The organism is Pseudomonas sp. IT-93MI4 (assembly GCF_949767635.1).
Lineage (GTDB): Bacteria > Pseudomonadota > Gammaproteobacteria > Pseudomonadales > Pseudomonadaceae > Aquipseudomonas > Aquipseudomonas putida_A.
Window position 1 is genome coordinate 73,898 of sequence record NZ_CATKPP010000022.1, and the last position, 19,611, is coordinate 93,508.

18 protein-coding genes and 1 pseudogene are annotated in these 19,611 nt (G+C 61.8%); 6 read left to right on the plus strand and 13 right to left on the minus strand.

Features of this window, described 5'->3' with window-relative positions:
- Positions 1–16 precede the first annotated feature (16 nt).
- The 5 genes from ACM6I7_RS12150 to ACM6I7_RS12170 are packed head-to-tail and all read right to left on the minus strand — an operon-like array spanning position 17 to position 4,611.
- Positions 17–643 carry an ABC-type transport auxiliary lipoprotein family protein gene (locus ACM6I7_RS12150; RefSeq protein ID WP_096797614.1) on the minus strand — a complete coding sequence of 209 codons (627 nt, stop codon included), beginning with the start codon at positions 641–643 and terminating at the stop codon, positions 17–19.
- A complete protein-coding gene (locus ACM6I7_RS12155) occupies positions 640–1,578 on the minus strand; it encodes an MlaD family protein (RefSeq protein WP_103367991.1) in 939 nt (312 codons plus the stop codon). Before ACM6I7_RS12155 ends, ACM6I7_RS12150 begins: the two co-directional genes overlap by 4 nt.
- Before the next feature lies 1 nt (position 1,579).
- Positions 1,580–2,383: an ABC transporter ATP-binding protein gene (locus ACM6I7_RS12160; protein WP_041073657.1), complete on the minus strand. Its 804-nt coding sequence runs from the start codon at positions 2,381–2,383 to the stop codon at positions 1,580–1,582.
- Positions 2,380–3,528, minus strand: a complete 1,149-nt coding sequence (locus ACM6I7_RS12165) for an ABC transporter permease (protein ID WP_096797616.1) — start codon at positions 3,526–3,528, stop codon at positions 2,380–2,382. Before ACM6I7_RS12165 ends, ACM6I7_RS12160 begins: the two co-directional genes overlap by 4 nt.
- A 54-nt stretch (positions 3,529–3,582) precedes the next feature.
- Positions 3,583–4,611, minus strand: a complete 1,029-nt coding sequence (locus ACM6I7_RS12170; RefSeq protein ID WP_096797617.1) for a DUF5924 family protein — start codon at positions 4,609–4,611, stop codon at positions 3,583–3,585.
- 93 nt (positions 4,612–4,704) lie between these two features.
- Here ACM6I7_RS12170 and ACM6I7_RS12175 point away from each other — a divergent pair.
- Positions 4,705–4,803: pseudogene (locus ACM6I7_RS12175) on the plus strand (metal ABC transporter ATP-binding protein); the annotation flags it as partial.
- On the opposite strand, the gene ACM6I7_RS12180 reads toward ACM6I7_RS12175, so the two are convergent.
- The 4 genes from ACM6I7_RS12180 to ACM6I7_RS12195 form a co-directional block, all read right to left on the minus strand.
- Positions 4,803–6,191 (minus strand): M16 family metallopeptidase, encoded by a 1,389-nt coding sequence (locus tag ACM6I7_RS12180; protein ID WP_336839469.1) that lies wholly within the window; start codon positions 6,189–6,191, stop codon positions 4,803–4,805. The pseudogene ACM6I7_RS12175 and the gene ACM6I7_RS12180 overlap by 1 nt on opposite strands.
- Positions 6,192–6,354: 163 nt before the next feature.
- Positions 6,355–8,013 (minus strand): Na/Pi cotransporter family protein, encoded by a 1,659-nt coding sequence (locus ACM6I7_RS12185; protein WP_027610257.1) that lies wholly within the window; start codon positions 8,011–8,013, stop codon positions 6,355–6,357.
- 441 nt (positions 8,014–8,454) lie between these two features.
- Complete coding sequence (locus tag ACM6I7_RS12190; RefSeq protein WP_115986464.1) at positions 8,455–9,222, minus strand: TerC family protein; 768 nt, start codon at positions 9,220–9,222, stop codon at positions 8,455–8,457.
- A gap of 70 nt (positions 9,223–9,292) precedes the next feature.
- Positions 9,293–10,600: a CitMHS family transporter gene (locus ACM6I7_RS12195; RefSeq protein WP_414888650.1), complete on the minus strand. Its 1,308-nt coding sequence runs from the start codon at positions 10,598–10,600 to the stop codon at positions 9,293–9,295.
- Positions 10,601–10,923: 323 nt separating this feature from the next.
- Here ACM6I7_RS12195 and ACM6I7_RS12200 point away from each other — a divergent pair, with 323 nt between their 5' ends.
- Positions 10,924–11,325 carry a GFA family protein gene (locus tag ACM6I7_RS12200; protein ID WP_414888651.1) on the plus strand — a complete coding sequence of 134 codons (402 nt, stop codon included), beginning with the start codon at positions 10,924–10,926 and terminating at the stop codon, positions 11,323–11,325.
- Here the strand turns inward: ACM6I7_RS12200 and ACM6I7_RS12205 are convergent, their stop codons facing one another.
- The gene (locus ACM6I7_RS12205) at positions 11,326–11,652 is read right to left on the minus strand and encodes a DOPA 4,5-dioxygenase family protein (protein ID WP_098966448.1); all 327 of its coding nucleotides are present in this window, start codon (positions 11,650–11,652) and stop codon (positions 11,326–11,328) included. It lies immediately after the preceding gene.
- A gap of 83 nt (positions 11,653–11,735) precedes the next feature.
- Here ACM6I7_RS12205 and ACM6I7_RS12210 point away from each other — a divergent pair, with 83 nt between their 5' ends.
- Positions 11,736–12,401, plus strand: a complete 666-nt coding sequence (locus ACM6I7_RS12210) for an NAD(P)-dependent oxidoreductase (RefSeq protein ID WP_096797622.1) — start codon at positions 11,736–11,738, stop codon at positions 12,399–12,401.
- A gap of 46 nt (positions 12,402–12,447) precedes the next feature.
- On the opposite strand, the gene ACM6I7_RS12215 is transcribed toward ACM6I7_RS12210, so the two are convergent.
- Positions 12,448–13,398, minus strand: a complete 951-nt coding sequence (locus ACM6I7_RS12215) for a choline sulfate utilization transcriptional regulator (RefSeq protein ID WP_097090213.1) — start codon at positions 13,396–13,398, stop codon at positions 12,448–12,450.
- A 114-nt stretch (positions 13,399–13,512) separates the two neighbouring features.
- On the opposite strand from ACM6I7_RS12215, the gene betC reads away from it, so the two are divergent.
- The 3 genes from betC (at position 13,513) to ACM6I7_RS12230 (ending at position 17,743) form a co-directional block, all read left to right on the plus strand.
- On the plus strand, positions 13,513–15,027 hold the full coding sequence (betC, locus tag ACM6I7_RS12220) for a choline-sulfatase (protein WP_414888652.1): 1,515 nt from the start codon (positions 13,513–13,515) through the stop codon (positions 15,025–15,027).
- Positions 15,028–15,042: 15 nt separating this feature from the next.
- On the plus strand, positions 15,043–15,963 hold the full coding sequence (gene choX, locus ACM6I7_RS12225; RefSeq protein ID WP_414888653.1) for a choline ABC transporter substrate-binding protein: 921 nt from the start codon (positions 15,043–15,045) through the stop codon (positions 15,961–15,963).
- A gap of 211 nt (positions 15,964–16,174) precedes the next feature.
- Complete coding sequence (locus ACM6I7_RS12230) at positions 16,175–17,743, plus strand: SulP family inorganic anion transporter (protein ID WP_414888654.1); 1,569 nt, start codon at positions 16,175–16,177, stop codon at positions 17,741–17,743.
- Between the two features lie 90 nt (positions 17,744–17,833).
- Here the strand turns inward: ACM6I7_RS12230 and aroE are convergent, their stop codons facing one another.
- Both aroE and hemF read right to left on the minus strand, forming a co-directional pair.
- Positions 17,834–18,655 (minus strand): shikimate dehydrogenase, encoded by an 822-nt coding sequence (gene aroE, locus ACM6I7_RS12235; protein ID WP_115988541.1) that lies wholly within the window; start codon positions 18,653–18,655, stop codon positions 17,834–17,836.
- A 9-nt stretch (positions 18,656–18,664) separates the two neighbouring features.
- Complete coding sequence (hemF, locus tag ACM6I7_RS12240; RefSeq protein WP_097090218.1) at positions 18,665–19,579, minus strand: oxygen-dependent coproporphyrinogen oxidase; 915 nt, start codon at positions 19,577–19,579, stop codon at positions 18,665–18,667.
- Positions 19,580–19,611 lie beyond the last annotated feature (32 nt).

Here is a 19,611-nt window from a genome sequence, read left to right on the forward strand (position 1 = left end):
GGGTTATGTATAAGGTTTAAGGTCTGGGTTGTTGGGTGAATTGCTGGCCTTGCTGAACAGCCCAGGCGACAACCTTGGCCGTCAGCCGATCACTGGCCTGTCCAAACCCCGCGACCACCGCCGGCACCTGTACATCATTCAATGGCTGGCGCTCTTCGAAGCGGCGGCTGGCGAGAATCTTCTGGTCATAGCCGCGCACCAGCAGCGCATCGACGCGCACCACAACGCTGGCCTGATTGCCCTGATACTCAGTCTGAAACGCCTGCAAGCTGCCGCCCAGTTCCAGATCCGCAGCGAAGTTGCTGTCATCGGTGCTGAGCAGCGTCACCCGCCCATCCCGGGCAAAACCATCCAGCAGCCGATTACGCACCAGCACCGGCGCCGGATCGCTCCAGCGCGACGCCTTGTAGCTGCTGATCACGTCGCCCTGTGGAATCACCGCAATGTTCGGCCGGTTCAGCGCTTCGCTGGCCTGCAGTTTGTTCAGGCGCAGCGACCAGTGCTGCGTCGCCGCTGAGCTGGCCGAGGCGGGCACTTGTGTGGCGGGCAGGCGATAGACGTCCGAAGGTTCGGCCTTGGGCAGGATCGAGCAGGCACTGGTCAAAGCGAGGCTGGCGAGGAGAGCGAAGTGAATCAGCTTCATGGGGTGAATTCCTTGTTCTTGTCACTGCCCAGCAAGTAGCCGCTGGGGTTGGCCTCAAGGCGTTGGGAAATGCCGCGCAGCGAAGTCAGGGTTTCGCGCAGTTCGCGGATCGCCGGCGCCAGGCCATTGAGGCCCTGCATACCGTTGTCGAGGGAGTTCTGATTCTTGCTCAGCAGGCCGTTGATGGTGGCGCTGCTTTGCTCCAGCGACTTCATCGCCTGCTCGGCACTGCCCAGCGCCTGCTTGCCCTGATCGTTGAGCAGGCCGTTGGCGTTGCGCATCAACGCCGAGGTTTGTTCGAGCATGCTGCCGGCCTGCTTGCCGACGCTCGCCAGTTGCTGCATGGCCTGGCGCAGGTCGCCGCGCTGATCGTTGATCGAACCGGTGGTCTGCTCCAGATGCGCCAGAGTGTTGCTGACGCGCTCGACGTTCTCCGGGGAGAACATCTGGTTAGCGTTGCTCAGCAGCGCGGTGATGCCGGTCATCAGGTCGTTGCTGTCGTTGAGCAGGCGGGAAATCGGCGAGGGCGCCGCGACGATGGTCGGCAGCTCGCCGTCATGCCCACGCAGCTTCGGACTTTCTGGAGTGCCGCCGCTGAGCTGGATGATCGAAGTGCCGGTGATCCCGGCCAGCGCCAGTTTGGCCTGGGTGTCTTCCTTGACCGGGGTGTCACCGCCCAGACGAATCCGCGCCAGCACTCGGCGTGGGTCTTTCGGGTCGAGACGCAGGCTGACCACGTCACCAACCTTGATCCCGCTGTACTGCACCGGGCTGCCCTTGGACAGGCCGCTGACCGCCTCGTTGAAGACCACTTCATAATCCTTGAACTCGCTGTCGACGCTGGACTTGGCCAGCCACAGGCCGAAGAGCAGGGCGCCTGCCACCACTATCACCGAGAACAGGCCGATCAACACATGATGGGCTCGGGTTTCCATGTCAGACCTCGTTGAGCAATTTGGCGGCGTCCAGCGCCGAGCGGCCACGCGGGCCGTGGAAGTATTCGTGAATCCACGCGTCATCGGTTTCCGACACCACATCGATAGGGCCGGCCACCAGCACCTTCTTCTGCGCCAGCACCGCCACCCGGTCGGTGATGGTGTAGAGCGTGTCGAGGTCGTGGGTCACCAGAAACACACTCAGGCCCAGCGCATCGCGCAGGGTCAGGATCAGTTGATCGAACTGCGCCGCGCCAATCGGATCGAGGCCGGCGGTGGGTTCGTCGAGAAACAGGATGTCCGGGTCCAGCGCCAGAGCCCGCGCCAGCGCAGCGCGCTTGATCATCCCGCCGGACAGCGAAGCCGGGTATTTGTCCGCCGCCGACAGCGGCAGCCCGGCCAGTGCCAGCTTCACCGCCGCCAGATGCTCGGCGTCGTTGCGGCTCAGGCCGGCATGTTCGATCAGCGGCAGGGCGACGTTTTCGGTCACCGTCAGCGAAGAGAACAACGCGCCTTTCTGAAACAACACACCGAAACGCCGCTCGACCAGCGAACGCTCATGCTCGGACAGGCTCGGCAGATTCTGCCCGAACACCTTCACGTTGCCTTCGCTGGGCCGGCGCAGGCCAACAATGCTGCGCAACAGCACCGATTTACCGCTGCCGGAGCCGCCGACCACGGCGAGGATTTCGCCCTTGTACAAATCCAGATCGAGATTCTCGTGCACGCTCTGGCTGCCAAAGCGATTGCACAGGCCACGGACTTCGATCACCGCCTCCGAGGGCGCGCGGGGTAGACGACTCACCAGCCCATCTCCATGAAGAACAGCGCAGCCACCGCATCGAGCACGATCACCACGAAAATCGACTGCACCACGGCTGACGTGGTGTGCGCACCGACCGATTCGGCGCTGCCGCTGACCTTGAAGCCTTCCAGGCAACCGATCGTGGCGATCAGGAAGGCAAAGATCGGCGCTTTCACCAGGCCGACCAGAAAGTGCTGAATACCGATGTCGCTCTGCAGCAGCGAGAGAAACATCGCCGGCGAAATCCCCAGCGACACCGCGCACACCACGCCACCGCCGATGATCCCGCAGAGCATCGCCAGAAACGTCAGCATCGGCAGCGCCACCAGCATCGCCAACACGCGCGGCACCACCAGCAGCTCCATCGGGTCGAGGCCGAGGGTGCGGATCGCGTCGATCTCCTCGTTGGCCTTCATCGAACCGATCTGCGCGGTGAACGCGCTGGCGGTGCGCCCGGCCATCAGGATCGCCGTGAGCAGCACACCGAACTCACGCAGGAAGGAGAAGCCCACCAGATCAACGGTAAAGATCGTCGCGCCGAAACTGGCCAGCACCGTGGCGCCGAGAAACGCCACCACCGCGCCGACCAGAAAAGTCAGCAGCGCCACGATCGGCGCGGCGTCGAGGCCGGTCTGTTCGATGTGGGCGACGACGGGGGTGATGCGCCAGCGCTTGGGGCGCAACAGGTTGCGGGCGATGGTTTCGAGGATCAGGCCGATGAAACCCAGCACTTGCAGGGTGTCCTGCCAGACTGTTTCCACCGCGCGCCCGATGCGGGTCAGCAGTTGCACGCTGACACTGACTTCCGGCTCTTTGATCGGCACGCAGAAGTCGGTCAGCGAGCGATACACCGTTTGCAGCAGTGCGCGGTCAGCCTGGGAAATCGTGCAGTCGGGGTGTTCGGCGGATTTGCCGAGGCGCTCGGAACCGAGCAGCTCCACCAGCAATGAAGCGCCCGCAGTGTCGAGGGCACCGAGGCTGTTGAGGTCGACCACGGTATTGGCGTCGTACTGGCCGGTCAGTTTTTCGGTCAGGTGCTTGAGGTCGGCGTAATGGGCAAGCGTCCAGTCCCCGGAAACCCGCAGGCGGGCAGGGCTGATTGACGTGTCCAGTTGGGCATTACCGCTCATTGAGCTGCTGATCATAAGCTCCGTGCTTGTCCGGCTATTAAGCGAACTAACGTAATAGCACGAACCGGATTACTTTTCTTTGATCGCTGTGCTGTCTGTCACTTCGAAACGCAACACGCCGATCACCTGACCGTCTTCAGTCAGCACCCGCACCTGCCACTTGCCCGCCGGGTTGCCGGGGAAGTTCTGCTTGTGCGTCCACGCCCGGTAACCTTCCTTGCGCCCGCCGTGGATATCGAGGGCGATGCGGTCGACCTCTTTGCCGTCGAACTGCCACACATGGTAGATCCGCTCATCCAGCCCGCGCGGCGCGTTGATCGCGGTGTAGGCGTAGAGGCCGCCGTTGCGGATCTGCTCGGCGCTGACCTGTTCGAGGCTGTCGCCCGGGGTGCGATCCTGCAACTGAGTGCTGATCGCCACATCGGTCATCCACAACGTCGCCGGCGGCACCCACGAGCGCAGGGTCCAGCCGACCGCGCCGATGCCGAACGTGATGCACAGAATCGCCAGCGCGTTGCGCACGGTACGGATCGGGAAGATCGACGCCAGACTCGGGAACGACAACACCACCGCCGTGCCCAGCGCCCATTTGAAACTCTGCGCGGTGGTCAGGTGCATGATCACCGGCAACGCGGTGAGCAGGGCGGCAAACAGGGTCAGGGTGTGCAACGCGAGAAACGCCCAGCGCCGTGGCGCCAGCCATTTGTAGTAGAGCGGATCGACAATCGAGATCAGCGCGGCGATGCACAGCAGGCCGGTGAAGATCAGTTGACCGCTGTTCCAGGTGGTGGTGATGAAGAAGAACGGCAGGACGAAAAACAGGCTTTCCTGATGGATCATCTGCGTCGCGTAACGCAGCAGCGGCTGGGGGATCTCCCGCTTGAAGATGCGCGTGAACAGGCCGGTCAGGGTGTTTTCCAGCATCAGCCAGATCCAGCTCAGCAGCATGATGATGGTGATCCAGCTCGCCAGTCCCTGTTGGCGATCGACCAGAATGAAACTGCCGACCCCGGAGATGAAACCGCCAAGCGCAATCACCCCGGGATAGCGCTTCATCAGCTCGAGAATGCGCTGGATCAGGAGGGGGATTTTCTGCATGGTGGCGGTTCACGACTGAGTAGGAAAAAACCTCGACAGAGTACCGTCCGCCGGGCGACGTGGCGAGGCTCCCGATCAGTAAAATCACCACAGATCCCTGTGGGAGCGGGCTTGCTCGCGAAGGGGCCGTGTCAGTCGACATCATTGCTGAATGACACACCGCATTCGCGAGCAAGCCCGCTCCCACAGGTTCAGTGTTTGGCTGGCTTACGACGGTGCAACCGCCAGCCAATCAGCACCAGCAAGACCACGCCCAGGCCACCGGCAATCAGCCACAACACTTCATCATCACTGAGCAACGGCTTCTCGATCCGCAGATATCCCGGCTGCAACAGCAATTCACGCATGGCCTTGTTCGCCGTCTCCAGCGTCACGCCTTGCAGCTCTCGGGCCGGGTTGGCAAAGCGCCCGTCCTCGTAATCACCCAGCGCGCTCCAGTAGTAATCCGCCATGGCACTGTTGCCCTGTACCGCCCAGGCCTGATGGGCGATGGCGGCTTGTTTGATCCGGGCGAAGGTGTCCGGGTCGAGGCCGTTTTTCAGCAGGTCGGCCTTGAGGTCTTCCAGCACCTGTTGGGCTTCGGCGAGGTCATCGCGATCCACGTCAGCGTTGAGGCTCATGAAGCCGACCCCGCCAAACACTTCGCGCTCGGCCCATGGCCCGTAGGACAGGCCGTGATTCAGGCGAATCTGCCGGTACAGCGCCCAGTCGAGGTAGTCCTTGAGGATGTCGAAGGTCTCGTCGTACTGATCGTCGAGCATCGGCTCCGGCACCAGCCAGTGCAACTTGGCGCTGTCGCCGATGAAGCCACGGGTGAGGGTGCGTTCATGGGCGGCGCTGGTGCGGATGTCCGGCAGCTCACGGTGCTCCGCCGGGTCCACCGCTTCGAGCGCGCCCCAGGTGCGTTCCAGATAGGCCGGCAGCAGTTTGTCGAGCTCACCGACGACGATCAGGGTCATGTTGTTCGGCGCGTACCAGGTCTTGCGCACCTTCTCCAGTTGCTTCTGGGTCAGGTGACCGACCTCGGCCCGTTGCGGGCATTTCAGGCCAAGCTCAACCGCCAGTTGATTGCTCGCGGTGTGGCCCAGATCCTGACGGTCGAGAAAGCGTTGCAGGCGGGTGTAGTGGCCGCCGTCCTCGCGCTCGACTACGCGCTTGGCAGCGTTGATCGCGTTGTCGTCGATGCGGGTCTGGGTCAAAAGGTCGAGCAACAGGTCGAGGACCTTGCGCTGATTCTTTGCCGGGGCTTCGATGACGAACGTGGTGTCGGCGTTGCTGGTGAACGCGTTCCACTCACCGCCCAGCGCCTGCATGCGCTCCTCGAGGCCGCCTTCGCCGGTGGCATCGACGCCGCTGAACAGCAGGTGCTCAAGCAGGTGCGGCAGCTCTTTTTCATCGCAGTCGAAATCGTCGAGACCGACGCCCACCACCAGACGAATCGCCACATGCCCGCGCTCGGTGCCGGGCTTGAGCAACAGCTGCAAACCGTTGGGCAGCGCGTAGCCTTCGACCTGAAAGCGATCAACGGCGAAGACGGGCAGGGAACCGAGCAACAGACAGGCGAACAACAGGCAACGCATAACAGGCTTCCATACGGCTGATTTGGAGATCCGTGTCGCTATTCAGGCCGCTTTCGCGAGCAGGCTCGCTCCCACCTTGAAATTCATTCCCTGTGGGAGCGAGCCTGCTCGCGAATATCTTGCGGCTGAATCAATGTTACTGACTGACCCCAGCCCCAGACGTTCAAGGCGAATGCGTAATGTCGGCAATATCATCCGCTTCCAGCGCCCCGGTATCGGCCGTTTCCAGCACCACGTAAGCACTGCTGCAAAACAGCGAATTCAAGCGCTTCATATCCGCAATCAGCTCCAGATGCAGCGAACTGGTTTCCAGACTCTGCACGATCTTACGTTGCAAACGGCTGACATGGGCATGGGCCAGACGCCGTTCCTGTGCGCGAAAGCGACGTTTCTCGCGCAACAGCTGACGGGCGCTTTCCTTGTCGCCGCTGAGGAACACTGACAGGCCCAGGCGCAGGTTGGCGATCAGTTGCTGATGCAGCCCGGCCAGATCCTCCAGGCCTTCTTCGGAAAACGAACGACGCTGTGAAGTCTTCTGCTGCTGCACTTTGCGCAGCATGCGTTCGATCAGGTCGCTGGCCAGTTTCAGGTTGATCGCCAATTCGATGGTCTCTGCCCAGCGCCGACTGTCCTGTTCGCCGAGATCCTCGCGGGGCATTTGCGCCAGATACAGTTTGATCGCGCTGTACAGCGCTTCGACGTCATCGGTCAGTCGGCGCATTTCCTGGGTGATGGCGGTCTGCTTGCCACGCAGTACATCGAGCATCGCGTCGAGCATGTTGTCGATCAGGTCGCCCATGCGCAGGGTCTCGCGGGCGGCGTTGGCCAGCGCCAGGCTCGGGGTGACCAGCGCCGTCGCATCGAGATGCCGCGGCTTGGCGGTGCCGTTGACCTCCGGGCGCTCCGGCAGCAGCCAGGCGCACAGGCGTGCCATAGGCGCGACGCTGGGCAGCAGGATCAGGCAGCGCGCGGTGTTGTAGAGCAAGTGGAAGCCGATGACCATTTCCTGCGGGCTGAAATCCAGGCCGTCCATCCAGTGCACCAGCGGGTCAAGCACCGGGATGATCAGCAGCAGGCCGATCAGTTTGTACAGCAGGCTGCCCAGCGCCACTTGCCGCCCGGCGGCGTTCTGCATGCTGGTGCTCATGAACGCCAGCACGCCGCTGCCGATGTTGGCGCCGATCACCAGACCGATCGCCACCGGCAGGCTGATCACGCTGGCGCCGGCCAGCGTCGCGGTCAGCAGCACGGCGGCGAGGCTGGAGTAGGAAATCATCGCGAACAGCGCGCCGACCAAGGCGTCGAGGAGGATGTCGCCGGTCAGCGAAGCAAAGATCACCTTCACCCCTTGGGCGTGGGTAATCGGTGCGGCGGCCTCGACGATCAGTTGCAGCGCGAGAATGATCAGCCCCAGACCGATGCTGACCCGGCCCATCTGCCCGAGCCGCGTCTGTTTGCGCGACAGAAAGAAAATCACTCCGAGGAAAATCAGCAGCGGCGACAGCCACGACAGGTCGAACGTCAGCACCCGCGCCATCAGCGCGGTACCGACGTCGGCGCCAAGCATGGTCGCCAGCGCCGGGGTCAGCGCCATCAAGCCCTGACCAACGAAGGAGGTGACGAGCATGGCCGTGGCGTTGCTGCTCTGCACCATCGCAGTCACGACGATACCGGCGACGAACGCGAGCCAGCGTTTGGACATGTTCTGGCCGATCACATGGCGCAGATTGGTGCCGTACACCCGCAGGATGCCGGTTCGGACGATGTGCGTGCCCCAGATCAGCAGGGCCACGGCAGACAGCAAATTGAGCAGGGTGAGCATGCAGACCCCCTGTAGTAGCAGCGCCCCAAAGGGGCAAGTTGACGGTACCGCGCGGTTTCTACGTTTTGATACTTAAGCTGTAGTTGGCTAACGGACTGGGCGCCAGCATTGCACAGCTAAAGTGCGGATTGAAACAAAAGTGTCATGAAACCAGGTTCATCCACCTCATCTGAAATCAACGCGGTCCCCTGTAGGAGTGAGCCTGCTCGCGATAGGGCGACCAGCTTCAACATCGTTGCTGACTGACGGACCGCTATCGCGAGCAGGCTCACGCCTACAGGTATTACCGCTGCCCCGGATTCTTCAGTAGCCCTAAACAACTGTGGGAGCGGGCTTGCTCGCGAAAGCGCTGGGTCAGCCAACATCATCGTCGACTGACACGCCGCCTTCGCGAGCAAGCCCGCTCCCACAAGGGGTGTTGCGTGTTGCTGGACTACCGGGTTACTGCCCCGGCACGTCCTTGCGCAGTTTCACCGGATCCTGCTGCTGTTTCTTCTTGGCCATCGCGCCGCGCAGTTTGATGTTGATCGCTTCCACCGCCAGCGAGAACGCCATGGCGAAGTAGACGTAGCCTTTCGGTACGTGCACGTCGAACGACTCGGCGATCAGTACGGTACCGACCACCAGCAGGAACGACAGGGCCAGCATCTTCAGCGATGGGTGCTTGTCGATGAATTCGCTGATCTTGCCCGAGGCCGCCATCATCACCAGCACGGCGACGACGATTGCCGCGACCATCACCGGCACATGGGAGACCATGCCGACGGCGGTGATTACCGAGTCCAGCGAGAACACGATGTCGATGATCGCGATCTGGATGATGGTGTAGAGGAAGTTGCCGCCCTTGCCCGAAGGCTCGTCGCCTGTTTCGTCTTCGCCTTCCAGCGCGTGGTACATCTCCTGCGAGCTCTTCCACAGCAGGAACAGGCCACCGAAGAACAGAATCAGGTCGCGGCCTGAAATGCCCTGGCCGAACACCACGAACAGGTCGGCGGTGAGGCGCATGACCCAGGTGATCGACAGCAGCAACAGGATCCGCGTGATCATCGCCAGGCCCAGGCCGAAGATCCGCGTGCGCTGCTGCATGTGCTTGGGCATGCGGCTGACCAGGATCGAAATCATGATGATGTTATCGATGCCCAGAACGATTTCCAGGGCGGTCAGGGTAAAGAAGGCAACCCAGATTTCGGGGTTGGTCAGCCAATCCATGTGTATTCCTTTGAGCGAGTGTTAAACCATGACGCCAGCAAGCAGCTGGCGTCATGGTGAGTGAATGCCGTTACAACGTGCTGAACAGCGGGAACGTCCCCAGCAGCAAGGCGGCCACCAGTATGCACAGGCAGACCAGCACTGCCCACTTCAGGGTGAAACGCTGGTGGTCACCGAACTCGATACCGGCCAGCGCCACCAGCAGGTACGTCGACGGCACCAGCGGGCTGAGCAAGTGGACGGGCTGACCGACGATCGAGGCACGGGCCATTTCCACTGCGGTGATGCCGTAATGGCTGGCCGCTTCGGAGAGCACCGGCAATACGCCGTAGTAGAACGCGTCGTTCGACATGAAGAATGTGAACGGCATGCTCACCAGCGCCGTGATCACCGCCAGGTACGGGCCGAGGAAGTCCGGAATCACTGCCAGCAGGCTTTTCGACATGGCGTCGACCATGCCGGTTCCGGACAGGATACCGGTGAAGATACCCGCAGCGAAAATCAGACTGACCACCGACAGCACGCTGCCGGCGTGGGCCGCAACCCGGTCCTTCTGCATTTGCAGGCATGGGTAGTTGACGATCATCGCGATGCTGAACGCCACCATGAACAACACCGGCAGCGGCAGCAGGCCCCCGATCAGGGTGCACATCAGCGCCAGGGTCAGCAGGCCGTTGAACCAGATCAGCTTCGGACGGCGAGCATCGGGGAACTGCGAGACGCTGATTTCACTGTGATCAATCTCGTCGCCGATCAGGTGCAGCTCGCCCAGACGCGCACGCTCACGTTTGCCGTAGAAGTAGGCAATGATCAGGATCGCCACCACACCGGCGGCCATCGCCGGGATCATCGGCACGAAGATGTCCGACGGGTCGACATGCAGCGCACTGGCGGCACGGGCGGTCGGGCCACCCCACGGGGTCATGTTCATCACGCCACCGGCGAGGATGATCAGACCGGCCATGATCCGCGGGCTCATGCCGATGCGGCTGTACAGCGGCAGCATGGCGGCCACGCAGATCATGTAAGTGGTCGCGCCGTCACCATCGAGGGAAACGACGAGCGCCAGCACGGCGGTACCGACCGAAACTTTCAACGGGTCGCCCTTGACCAGTTTGAGGATCTTGCGCACGGCCGGGTCGAACAGGCCGGAGTCGATCATCAGGGCGAAATACAGAATGGCGAACATCAGCATCACGCCGGTCGGCGCAAGCTTGGTAATGCCTTCGAGCATCATCGGGCCGATCTTCGGCGCGAAACCACCGAACAGGGCGAACAGGATCGGGATGATGATCAGGGCGATCAGCGCAGACAGGCGCTTGGTCATGATCAGGAACATGAACGTGATGACCATGGCGAAGCCAAGGAAAGTCAGCATGGGATTACTCCAGACGTAGCGCGGCTAATTGAGTGAGCGGATCGGAAGGGATCAGCGCAGAACGGGAAGCACGAGACGTACGGGCGGAGTTTCAGCGAGAAGGCGGGCTACAGAGGACATCAGAATCACCATTGTTGTTGTTAATTGGGCCTGACATGCGAGCGATCACACGCGTTGGCCAACCGGTCTGTTGCCGGTAGTGGCGGCGATCCTAATCGGGCAACCTTTCAGCTACCTTTCGCTGACGAAAGCTTCAGGCGAATGGCCAACCGGCTGTCGGATGCGGCTAGAGTCAATCATTTCGGGGACGGGAGGGCAGGGACATGGAAGAAGTGCACAGCGGTGGCTGCCACTGCGGACACATCCGCTATCAGTTCAGCGGGCCATTGCAGGACATTGCCCACTGCCACTGCTCGATCTGCCGCAAGGTCGGCGGTGGGATCGTTACCACGTGGATCACGGTTCCGGCGGCCAGCTTCCAGTGGCTGAGTGGCACGCCATCGCGCTATGACTCGTCGAGCAGTTGCGCGCGGTATTTCTGTTCGCACTGTGGCGCGCAACTGGCGCTGGTGACATTGCTCAGCCCTGAGAGCATCGATGTGACCATCGCCACGCTGGATCACCCGGAGCGGGCGCCGGCCGAGCGGCACATCTGGACGGACAGCCAATTGCCCTGGCTGCATCTGGACGAGCATCTGCCGGGCGAGCCCGAAGAAACTCTTTGATCAGAAAATAGACAGATCCAGCGGCCGCATCGCGCCCATCCAAATCGCGTGCTCGGTGTGATCGAGCAAATCATCGCCAGTGTCGGGGTGCAAAAACACCACCAGCCCCTTGCGATTGAGCGCCAGCCACGGCAACACCTCACCGATCAGCTCCGGGCCGAAAGCCAACTGGCAGCTCCAGTCTGGATGCGGGCCGACCGGGCGCTCATGGACGCGCCCCATCTTCAGAGGAAACAACTGCGCCGCCTGTTCACACAAAGCGCGCGCCTGATCAATTGAGTCAGCGTCGAAATAGACGTGGGCGTGATAGCCATTGATTGCGTGCATCTGAAAGCCTCTGAATCGGTTCGAACCCTCGGCGCAGGCTGTGTGTCACACGCCATACGAGGGACAACAAAAAGGAATCAGCCATGAAAAATGCCGAAACCCCGACGGTGAAAGTGGTGCTCTATGGTGCCATGGCCAGCCTGGGCGGTGCGTTGATGGCTGAATTGCTGCGACGGCAGCACGAAGTCATCGCGATTCTCGACGATTTGAACGTACTCGCACCACGTCCGGGCCTGCGCACCAAAAGCGGCGATCTGTTCGATGCCGAGCGGGTCAAGCAGAGCGTAGCGGGCAGCTCGGCAGTGATCTGCTTGTTGGACGCACCGGGTCTGCCGTTCAACAGCGACCATGTGGAAAGGTCCGTGGTGCTCGGCCCGGTGGAACAGGTTTTAGCGGTCGATGCGCTAGTCGACGGCTTGCAAGCGGCCAACGTGTCACGGTTGTTTCTGGTGGGGAATTTTGCCGTGCTCGACGAGCCAGATCTGGACGACGGGCTGCAACGCCACGCCGCCGAAGAAATCCGCGAAGCCCTGCAAAGCAGCCCATTGCAGTGGACACTGGTGAATGCGCCGCACGGGGTGGCGGGGCTGACCATTGAGCATTTCAGTCAGGTGGGCGGCAATCTCGAGCCGGGGCTGGCGGAGCCGCTGGAACGGCTGAACCGGGTTGCGGTGGGGATTGCCGATGAGCTGCGGCTGAACCTGCATGTGGGGCAGCATGTGAATTTTGTCGCGACGTCGGGTACGTAAAAGATCGCAGCCTGCGGCAGCTCCTACAGGGAGTTGTTTTTGATGTTCAAACCGCAATCGACGGCAATGCCACTCCGGCGAGGGACTCGGCACTGCTCGCCTGCTCGGCCATCAACCAGTCGACAAACTGTTGAATCAACGCCCCCCGGCGTTTGCGTTGCGGCAACACCACGTAATAACCCAGGCGCGACAACGTGGTCTCGGCGACAGGCCGACAGAGCAAGCCCTGGGTCAGCAAGTTATCCACAAGGTGCCGCCAGCCGATGGCCACACCCTGGCCGCCAATCGCCGCTTGAATCAGCAGCGTGTAATTGTCGAAACGCAATTGCCCCGGCGCCGGCGGCGTGTTGATGCCCAGTTCGCGAAACAGACCGCTCCAGTCAAACCAGTTGCTGCTGTTTTCCCCGCGCAAGTGCAGCAATGGAAACTCCAGCAACGTCTGAGCAGGCAAGGGCAGGGTGCGGCCCTTGAGCAGTTGCGGGCTGCACACTGGAAACACTTCTTCGCTGAACAGCCAATGGCTCTCGCCCTGTTTAAATCGGCCGTCACCAAACAGCACCGCCACGTCGATGTCGGTGCGTAGCATGTTGTGGTTGCGCTCGCTGGTGACCAGGCTGACATCGACGTTCGGGTTGGCTTCATGAAAGCGGTGCAGGCGCGGCATCAGCCAGTAGGCGGCGAAAGCGAAATCGGTGGCGACTTGCAATACTTCATGTTGCTGTTGCGTACTGATCGCGCTCAACCCTGCGTCGATATGCTGCAAACCGAGCTTAATCTGCTCGAAAAGAATCGCCCCGCCCTCGGTCAGTTCAATGCCGCGGTATATCCGGTCAAACAGCCGTGCGCCCAGTTGTTCTTCCAGACGCTTGATCTGCTGGCTGATCGCCGGTTGCGTGGTGCCCAGCTCCACCGCGGCGGCGGTAAAGCTGCGATGGCGCGCCGCCGCTTCGAATGCGCGCAACAGGTCGAGGGACAGATTGCCGAGGGCGTCATACATAAGCTGTGCTTATCCTAGTCATTGTCCGGCGCAGGCTTTACCGGACGGGGCATGGACTCCATGCTCGATCGCAGCAATGTCGCATAAATATTCACTATGGAATGCCGCGATCACATGAAGCGCAAGAACATTCTTTTCATCATGGCCGATCAAATGGCCGCGCCAATGTTGCCAATCTACGGCCCGTCGCCGATCAAACTGCCGAATCTTTCGCGCCTCGCCGCTCAGGGCGTGGTGTTCGATGCCGCTTACTGCAACAGTCCGCTGTGCGCGCCGTCGCGTTTCACTCTGGTCAGCGGCCAGTTACCGAGCAAGATCGGCGCCTACGACAACGCCGCCGATTTCCCTGCCGATATTCCGACCTACGCCCACTACCTGCGTCGCCTCGGTTACCGCACCGCGCTGTCGGGCAAGATGCATTTCTGCGGCCCGGATCAGTTGCACGGTTATGAAGAGCGCCTGACCAGCGACATCTACCCGGCCGACTACGGCTGGGCGGTGAACTGGGACGAGCCGGACGTGCGCCCGAGCTGGTATCACAACATGTCGTCGGTGCTGCAGGCCGGGCCGTGCGTGCGCACCAACCAGCTCGACTTCGATGAAGAGGTGGTGTTCAAGGCCCAGCAATACCTGTTCGATCACATTCGCGAGGACGGCGATCAGCCGTTCTGCCTGACCGTATCGATGACGCACCCACACGACCCATACACGATTCCCAAGGCGTTCTGGGATTTGTACGACGACGGTGACATCCCGTTGCCGAGCACCCCGGATCAACATTCCCTCGATCCACACTCGCAGCGCCTGTTCAAGGTCTATGACCTGTGGGACAAGCCGCTGCCTGTGGATAAGATTCGCGATGCACGGCGTGCCTACTTCGGCGCGTGCAGCTATATCGACGCCAACGTCGGCAAACTTCTGCAAACCCTCGAAGATACCGGGCTGATCGATGACACCATCATCGTGTTCTCCGGCGACCACGGTGACATGCTGGGAGAGAAGGGCCTCTGGTACAAAATGCACTGGTTCGAGATGGCTGCGCGGGTGCCGCTGTTGATCAGTGCGCCGGGGCAGTTCGCTGCCGGCCGGGTTAGCGCGGCAGTGTCCACCGCCGACCTGTTGCCAACCTTCGTCGAACTGGCCGGCGGCACGCTGGAGCCGGGTCTGCCGCTGGATGGCCGTTCGCTGTTATCACACCTGCAAGGGCAGGGCGGTCATGACGAAGTGTTCGGCGAATACATGGCCGAAGGCACGGTTAGCCCGCTGATGATGATCCGTCGCGGCGCCTACAAATTTATCTACAGTGAAAGCGATCCGTGCCTACTCTTCGACGTGCACAACGATCCGCGTGAACTCGAAGAACTCAGCCAGTCGCCGCAACATCGCCAGCTGTTCGACGAATTTCTCGCCGAAGCGCGGGCCAAGTGGGACATTCCGGCGATCCACCGCGAGGTGCTCGCCAGCCAGCGCCGTCGCCGATTTGTTGCCGATGCCCTGACCATCGGCAAGCTGAAGAGCTGGGATCACCAGCCGCTGGTGGACGCCAGTCAGCAGTACATGCGCAACCACATCGACCTCGACGATCTGGAGCGCAAGGCCCGTTATCCACAACCCTGCCAAAATCAATAATGTAAGGGGAAGTCCATGCGCAAGTTATCCACAGCACTGACGATTGGCCTGCTGGCTCTGGCCAGCGCCTCGGCATTTGCCGAGCAAAGCTGCGAAACGGTGAAAATGGCCGACCCGGGCTGGAGCGACATCGCCGCGACCAACGCCATCACCGGGTTTCTGCTGGACGGCATGGGCTACAAGGCCAAGGTCGACACCCTCGCGGTGCCGATCACCTTCGGCGGTTTGAAGGACGGTCAGGTGGATGTGTTCCTTGGTAACTGGATGCCGGCGCAGCAAGGCTTCTACGACAAATTCGTCGCCACCGGTGACGTCACCCAACTGGCGAAGAACCTCGACGGCACCGAGTTCACCCTGGCGGTGCCCGACTACGTGTGGGATGCCGGTGTGCATAACTTTGCCGACCTGAACAAATACGCAGACAAATTCGACAAGAAGATCTACGGCATCGGCTCCGGTGCACCGGCGAACATCTCGCTGCAGGAAATCATCAAGAAGAACGACTTCGACCTCGGCCAGTGGAAGCTGATCGAATCCAGCGAACAGGCGATGCTCGCCGAAGTGTCGCGGGCAGTGAAGAAGCAGAAATTCGTCACCTTCCTCGGCTGGACCCCGCACCCGATGAACGTGCAGCTGAAGATGCATTACCTCAAGGGCGGCGAGAAGTATTTCGGCGACACCGGCAGCGTCTACACCCTGACGCGCAAAGGCTACGCCGAGGCCTGCCCGAATGTGGGCAAGTTGCTGACCAACCTGGCGTTCACCCAGGACATGGAGAACAGCATCATGGCTGAGGTGGTGAACAAGAAAGTCAGCAATGCCGATGCGGTGAAGGCGTGGATCAAGGCCAATCCGGCGGTGCTGGACAAGTGGCTGGAGGGGGTGAAGACCGTGGATGGCAAGGATGCGTTGCCTGCGGTGAAGGCCAAGCTCTGACGCTTTCTACTTGACGACAACTTACTCGTGGCGAGGGGATTTATCCCCGATCGGCTGCGCAGCAGTCGCAAAGTCTATGCACTCGGTATACCTGACTCACCGAGACCGTCGGTTTTGGGGCCGCTTCGCAGCCCATCGGGGATAAATCCCCTCACCACAGTAATTGGCGCGTCCTGATAACCTTGCATAAACCCACACACCGCGAGGACCCATGGCCCTGCCAAGTCGCCATTCACTCTTTCCCTTCCTGACCTGGCTGCCCCGGCAAACCCGCGCCAGCGTCGGCCGGGATCTGGTCGTTGGCCTGAGCGGTGCGATTCTCGCGTTGCCGCAGTCGATCGCCTACGCACTGATCGCCGGCCTGCCGCCGGAATACGGCCTCTATGCGGCGATCATCCCGGTGCTGATCGCCTGCCTGTGGGGGTCGTCGTGGCATCTGATCTGCGGCCCGACTGCAGCAATTTCGATTGTGCTCTACGCCAGCGTCAGTCCTTTGGCCGTTCCCGCATCCCAGGACTACATCACGCTGATCCTGCTGCTGAGCTTCCTGGCGGGGATTTTCCAGTGGCTGCTCGGCCTGCTGCGCTTCGGTGCACTGGTGAATTTCGTCTCGCACTCGGTGGTGCTCGGCTTCACCCTCGGCGCGGCGGTGGTGATTGCCATCGGCCAGTTGCCGAATCTGCTGGGGCTGGATCTGCCGGCGAAAGCCACGGCGCTGGCCAGTCTGATGGACCTGCTGCAACACCTGCGGGCTGTGGATAACCCATCACTGGTGTTGGGTGTGGCCACGGTGCTGGTCGGTTTTGTCCTCAGACAACTGCTGCCGCGCTGGCCGACTCTGTTGATAACGCTGGTGCTGGGCAGCGCAGTGGTGTGGTTATGGCCGGCGATGTTCGGCCACGTGCATCTGGTCAGCGCCTTTGTCGGACGCCTGCCACCGTTCAGTGCGCTGCCGCTGGATCTCGATCTGGTGCTGCGCTTGCTGCCGAGCGCGGTGGCGGTAGGCATGCTCGGTCTGGTCACTAGCCTGTCGATTGCCCGTTCGATTGCTGCACGTTCGCAGCAGTTGCTTGATGCCAACCAGGAAGTCCGCGCACAGGGCTTGTCGAATATTGTCGGGGCGTTCTTTTCCGGATCGCTCTCCGCCGGTTCGTTCACCCGCTCAGGCCTGAGTTACGAGGCAGGTGCCTGTTCGCCGCTGGCCGGGGTTTTTTCGGCGATCTGGGTCGCGCTGTTCGCGATTTTTGGCGCCGGGCTGATTTCACACATCCCCATTCCGGCGATGGCCGGGAGCATTCTGCTGATCGCCTGGGGCCTGGTGGATCATCGCGGGATTCGTTCGTTGCTGCGGGTCAGCCGCGCCGAGTTCGTGGTCATGGTGCTGACCTGCCTCGCCACGCTGCTACTGGAACTGCAGACCGCGATCTATGCCGGGGTGCTGGCGTCGCTGTTCTTCTACCTCAAGCGCACCTCGCAACCGCGAGTGCAGCATTCCCGCGAGGGTGAGGAGGACGTACTGCGAGTCGGCGGCTCGATCTTCTTCGGCGCCAGCCATTACCTGCAAGTGCGCCTGCAACGGTTGCACGGTACGCGGGTGGTGATCGAGGCGCAGCAGATCAACTTCATCGATTATTCGGGGGTGGAGATGCTGCATCAGGAGGCGCGGCGCCTGCTGCGTCAGAATCGCAGCCTGACCCTGCGCCGGGCGCGGCCGCAGGTGGTGGAGGAGTTGCGGAAGCTGGAAGGGGCGGAGAAATGCCCGATCCGGTTTGAGGATTGATCCAGGATCGGCGGTGCGGCCATTCGCGAGCAAGCCCGCTCCCACATTTGATCGCATTCCAATGTGGGAGCGGGCTTGCTCGCGAAGCTTTTAAAGGGCCAACTGGCGGCGTAGTTCGGCCAGTACCGGCGCCGTATCCGGACGCACCCCGCGCCACAGGAAAAACGCCTCGGCCGCCTGTTCAGCCAGCATCCCCAGACCATCCATCGACACTGCCGCGCCATGCTCGCTGGCCCAACGGCAGAATGCGGTAGGCTCTTTGCCGTACATCATGTCGTAGCACAGGGTCTGGCCCGGCTCGATCAGGCTCGCGGCAATCGGCGGCACGTCGCCGGTGAGGCTGGCGGAGGTGGCGTTGATGATCACGTCCACCGGCTCCTGCAACCAGTCGAAACCACTGGCCGACACCGGCCCCAGATCACAGAACAGCTCGGCCAGCAGCTCGGCCTTGTCCACCGTGCGGTTGGCGATAATCACCGACGCCGGCTTCTCCGCCAGCAACGGCTCCAGCGCACCACGCACCGCGCCACCAGCGCCGAGCAGCAGAATGCGTTTGCCGGTCAGGCTGAAACCGGCATTCACCGTCAGGTCGCGCACCAGACCGGCGCCGTCGGTGTTGTCGCCGAGCAGCGAACCGTCGACCAGTTTGCTCAAGGTGTTCACCGCACCAGCGCGCTGCGCGCGAGCGGTCAGGCTGTTGGCCAAGCGAAAGGCCTCTTCCTTGAACGGCACAGTGACGTTGGCGCCGCGACCGTCCTGGAAGAACGCCATGGCGCAGGCGCTGAAGTCGTCGAGCGGCGCCAGCAGGGTGCTGTAGTCGAGGCGCTGACCGGTCTGCTCGGCGAACAGTTTGTGAATCATCGGCGACTTGCTGTGGCCGATCGGGTTACCGAAAACGACGTAACGATCCATCAGCAGTCCTCAGGCCTCGGCCAGCCAGTCGCGGTCTTGCAGGAAGTAGTCGGTCAGGCGCGCTTCTTCGCTGCCGGGCTCGGCCTTGAAGTCATAGGCCCAGCGCACTTGCGGCGGCAACGACATGAGGATCGACTCGGTACGCCCGCCCGATTGCAGGCCGAACAGGGTGCCTCGGTCGTAGACCAGGTTGAATTCGACGTAGCGGCCACGGCGGAATTCCTGGAATTCACGCTGCTGTGCGGTGAACGCATCGTGCTTGCGGCGCTGCACGATCGGCAGGTAAGCGTCGATGTAGGCATCACCGATGGCGCGCATGAAGGCGAAACTGGTGTCGAAATCCCACTCGTTCAGGTCGTCGAAAAACAGACCACCGATGCCACGCGGTTCATGGCGATGCTTGATGTGGAAATAGGTGTCGCACCAGGCCTTGTAACGCGGATAGACGTCCGGCCCGAACGGCGCGCAGGCCTGTTCGGCGACGCGGTGCCAGTGGATGCAGTCTTCTTCATTGCCGTAATAGGGGGTCAGGTCGAAGCCGCCGCCAAACCACCAGACCGGCTCTTCACCTTCCTTCTCGGCGATGAAAAAGCGCACGTTGGCGTGGGACGTCGGCACATGCGGGTTGTGCGGGTGAATCACCAGCGACACGCCGAGGGCTTCGAAACCGCGACCGGCCAGTTCCGGGCGATGGGCGCTGGCCGACGGCGGCAGGCCGCTGCCGAACACGTGGGAAAAGTTGACGCCGCCCTTTTCGATCACCATACCGTTTTCGATCACGCGGGTACGACCGCCACCACCGGCAGGCCGGGTCCAGGCGTCTTCGACGAAGCGCGTGCCGCCGTCCTCGGTTTCCAGCGCGGCACAGATGCGGTCTTGCAAATCGAGCAGATAGGCCTTTACGGCGTCGGTGCGGGTCGTCATGGCTTCACCTTGAATCGGGCATAACTACGCGG

What these genes read in the sequence shown, in the direction of transcription:
- ACM6I7_RS12205 (WP_098966448.1), bottom strand. Translation starts at nt 11,652, where the DNA reads ATGCACGCAATCAATGGCTATCACGCCCACGTCTATTTCGACGCTGAC.
- ACM6I7_RS12150 (WP_096797614.1), bottom strand. Translation starts at nt 643, where the DNA reads ATGAAGCTGATTCACTTCGCTCTCCTCGCCAGCCTCGCTTTGACCAGT.
- choX (WP_414888653.1), top strand. Translation starts at nt 15,043, where the DNA reads ATGCGCAAGTTATCCACAGCACTGACGATTGGCCTGCTGGCTCTGGCC.
- aroE (WP_115988541.1), bottom strand. Translation starts at nt 18,655, where the DNA reads ATGGATCGTTACGTCGTTTTCGGTAACCCGATCGGCCACAGCAAGTCG.
- ACM6I7_RS12155 (WP_103367991.1), bottom strand. Translation starts at nt 1,578, where the DNA reads ATGGAAACCCGAGCCCATCATGTGTTGATCGGCCTGTTCTCGGTGATA.
- ACM6I7_RS12165 (WP_096797616.1), bottom strand. Translation starts at nt 3,528, where the DNA reads ATGATCAGCAGCTCAATGAGCGGTAATGCCCAACTGGACACGTCAATC.
- ACM6I7_RS12180 (WP_336839469.1), bottom strand. Translation starts at nt 6,191, where the DNA reads ATGCGTTGCCTGTTGTTCGCCTGTCTGTTGCTCGGTTCCCTGCCCGTC.
- ACM6I7_RS12215 (WP_097090213.1), bottom strand. Translation starts at nt 13,398, where the DNA reads ATGTATGACGCCCTCGGCAATCTGTCCCTCGACCTGTTGCGCGCATTC.
- hemF (WP_097090218.1), bottom strand. Translation starts at nt 19,579, where the DNA reads ATGACGACCCGCACCGACGCCGTAAAGGCCTATCTGCTCGATTTGCAA.
- ACM6I7_RS12195 (WP_414888650.1), bottom strand. Translation starts at nt 10,600, where the DNA reads ATGCTGACTTTCCTTGGCTTCGCCATGGTCATCACGTTCATGTTCCTG.
- ACM6I7_RS12200 (WP_414888651.1), top strand. Translation starts at nt 10,924, where the DNA reads ATGGAAGAAGTGCACAGCGGTGGCTGCCACTGCGGACACATCCGCTAT.
- ACM6I7_RS12210 (WP_096797622.1), top strand. Translation starts at nt 11,736, where the DNA reads ATGAAAAATGCCGAAACCCCGACGGTGAAAGTGGTGCTCTATGGTGCC.
- ACM6I7_RS12230 (WP_414888654.1), top strand. Translation starts at nt 16,175, where the DNA reads ATGGCCCTGCCAAGTCGCCATTCACTCTTTCCCTTCCTGACCTGGCTG.
- betC (WP_414888652.1), top strand. Translation starts at nt 13,513, where the DNA reads ATGAAGCGCAAGAACATTCTTTTCATCATGGCCGATCAAATGGCCGCG.
- ACM6I7_RS12170 (WP_096797617.1), bottom strand. Translation starts at nt 4,611, where the DNA reads ATGCAGAAAATCCCCCTCCTGATCCAGCGCATTCTCGAGCTGATGAAG.
- ACM6I7_RS12190 (WP_115986464.1), bottom strand. Translation starts at nt 9,222, where the DNA reads ATGGATTGGCTGACCAACCCCGAAATCTGGGTTGCCTTCTTTACCCTG.
- ACM6I7_RS12185 (WP_027610257.1), bottom strand. Translation starts at nt 8,013, where the DNA reads ATGCTCACCCTGCTCAATTTGCTGTCTGCCGTGGCCCTGCTGATCTGG.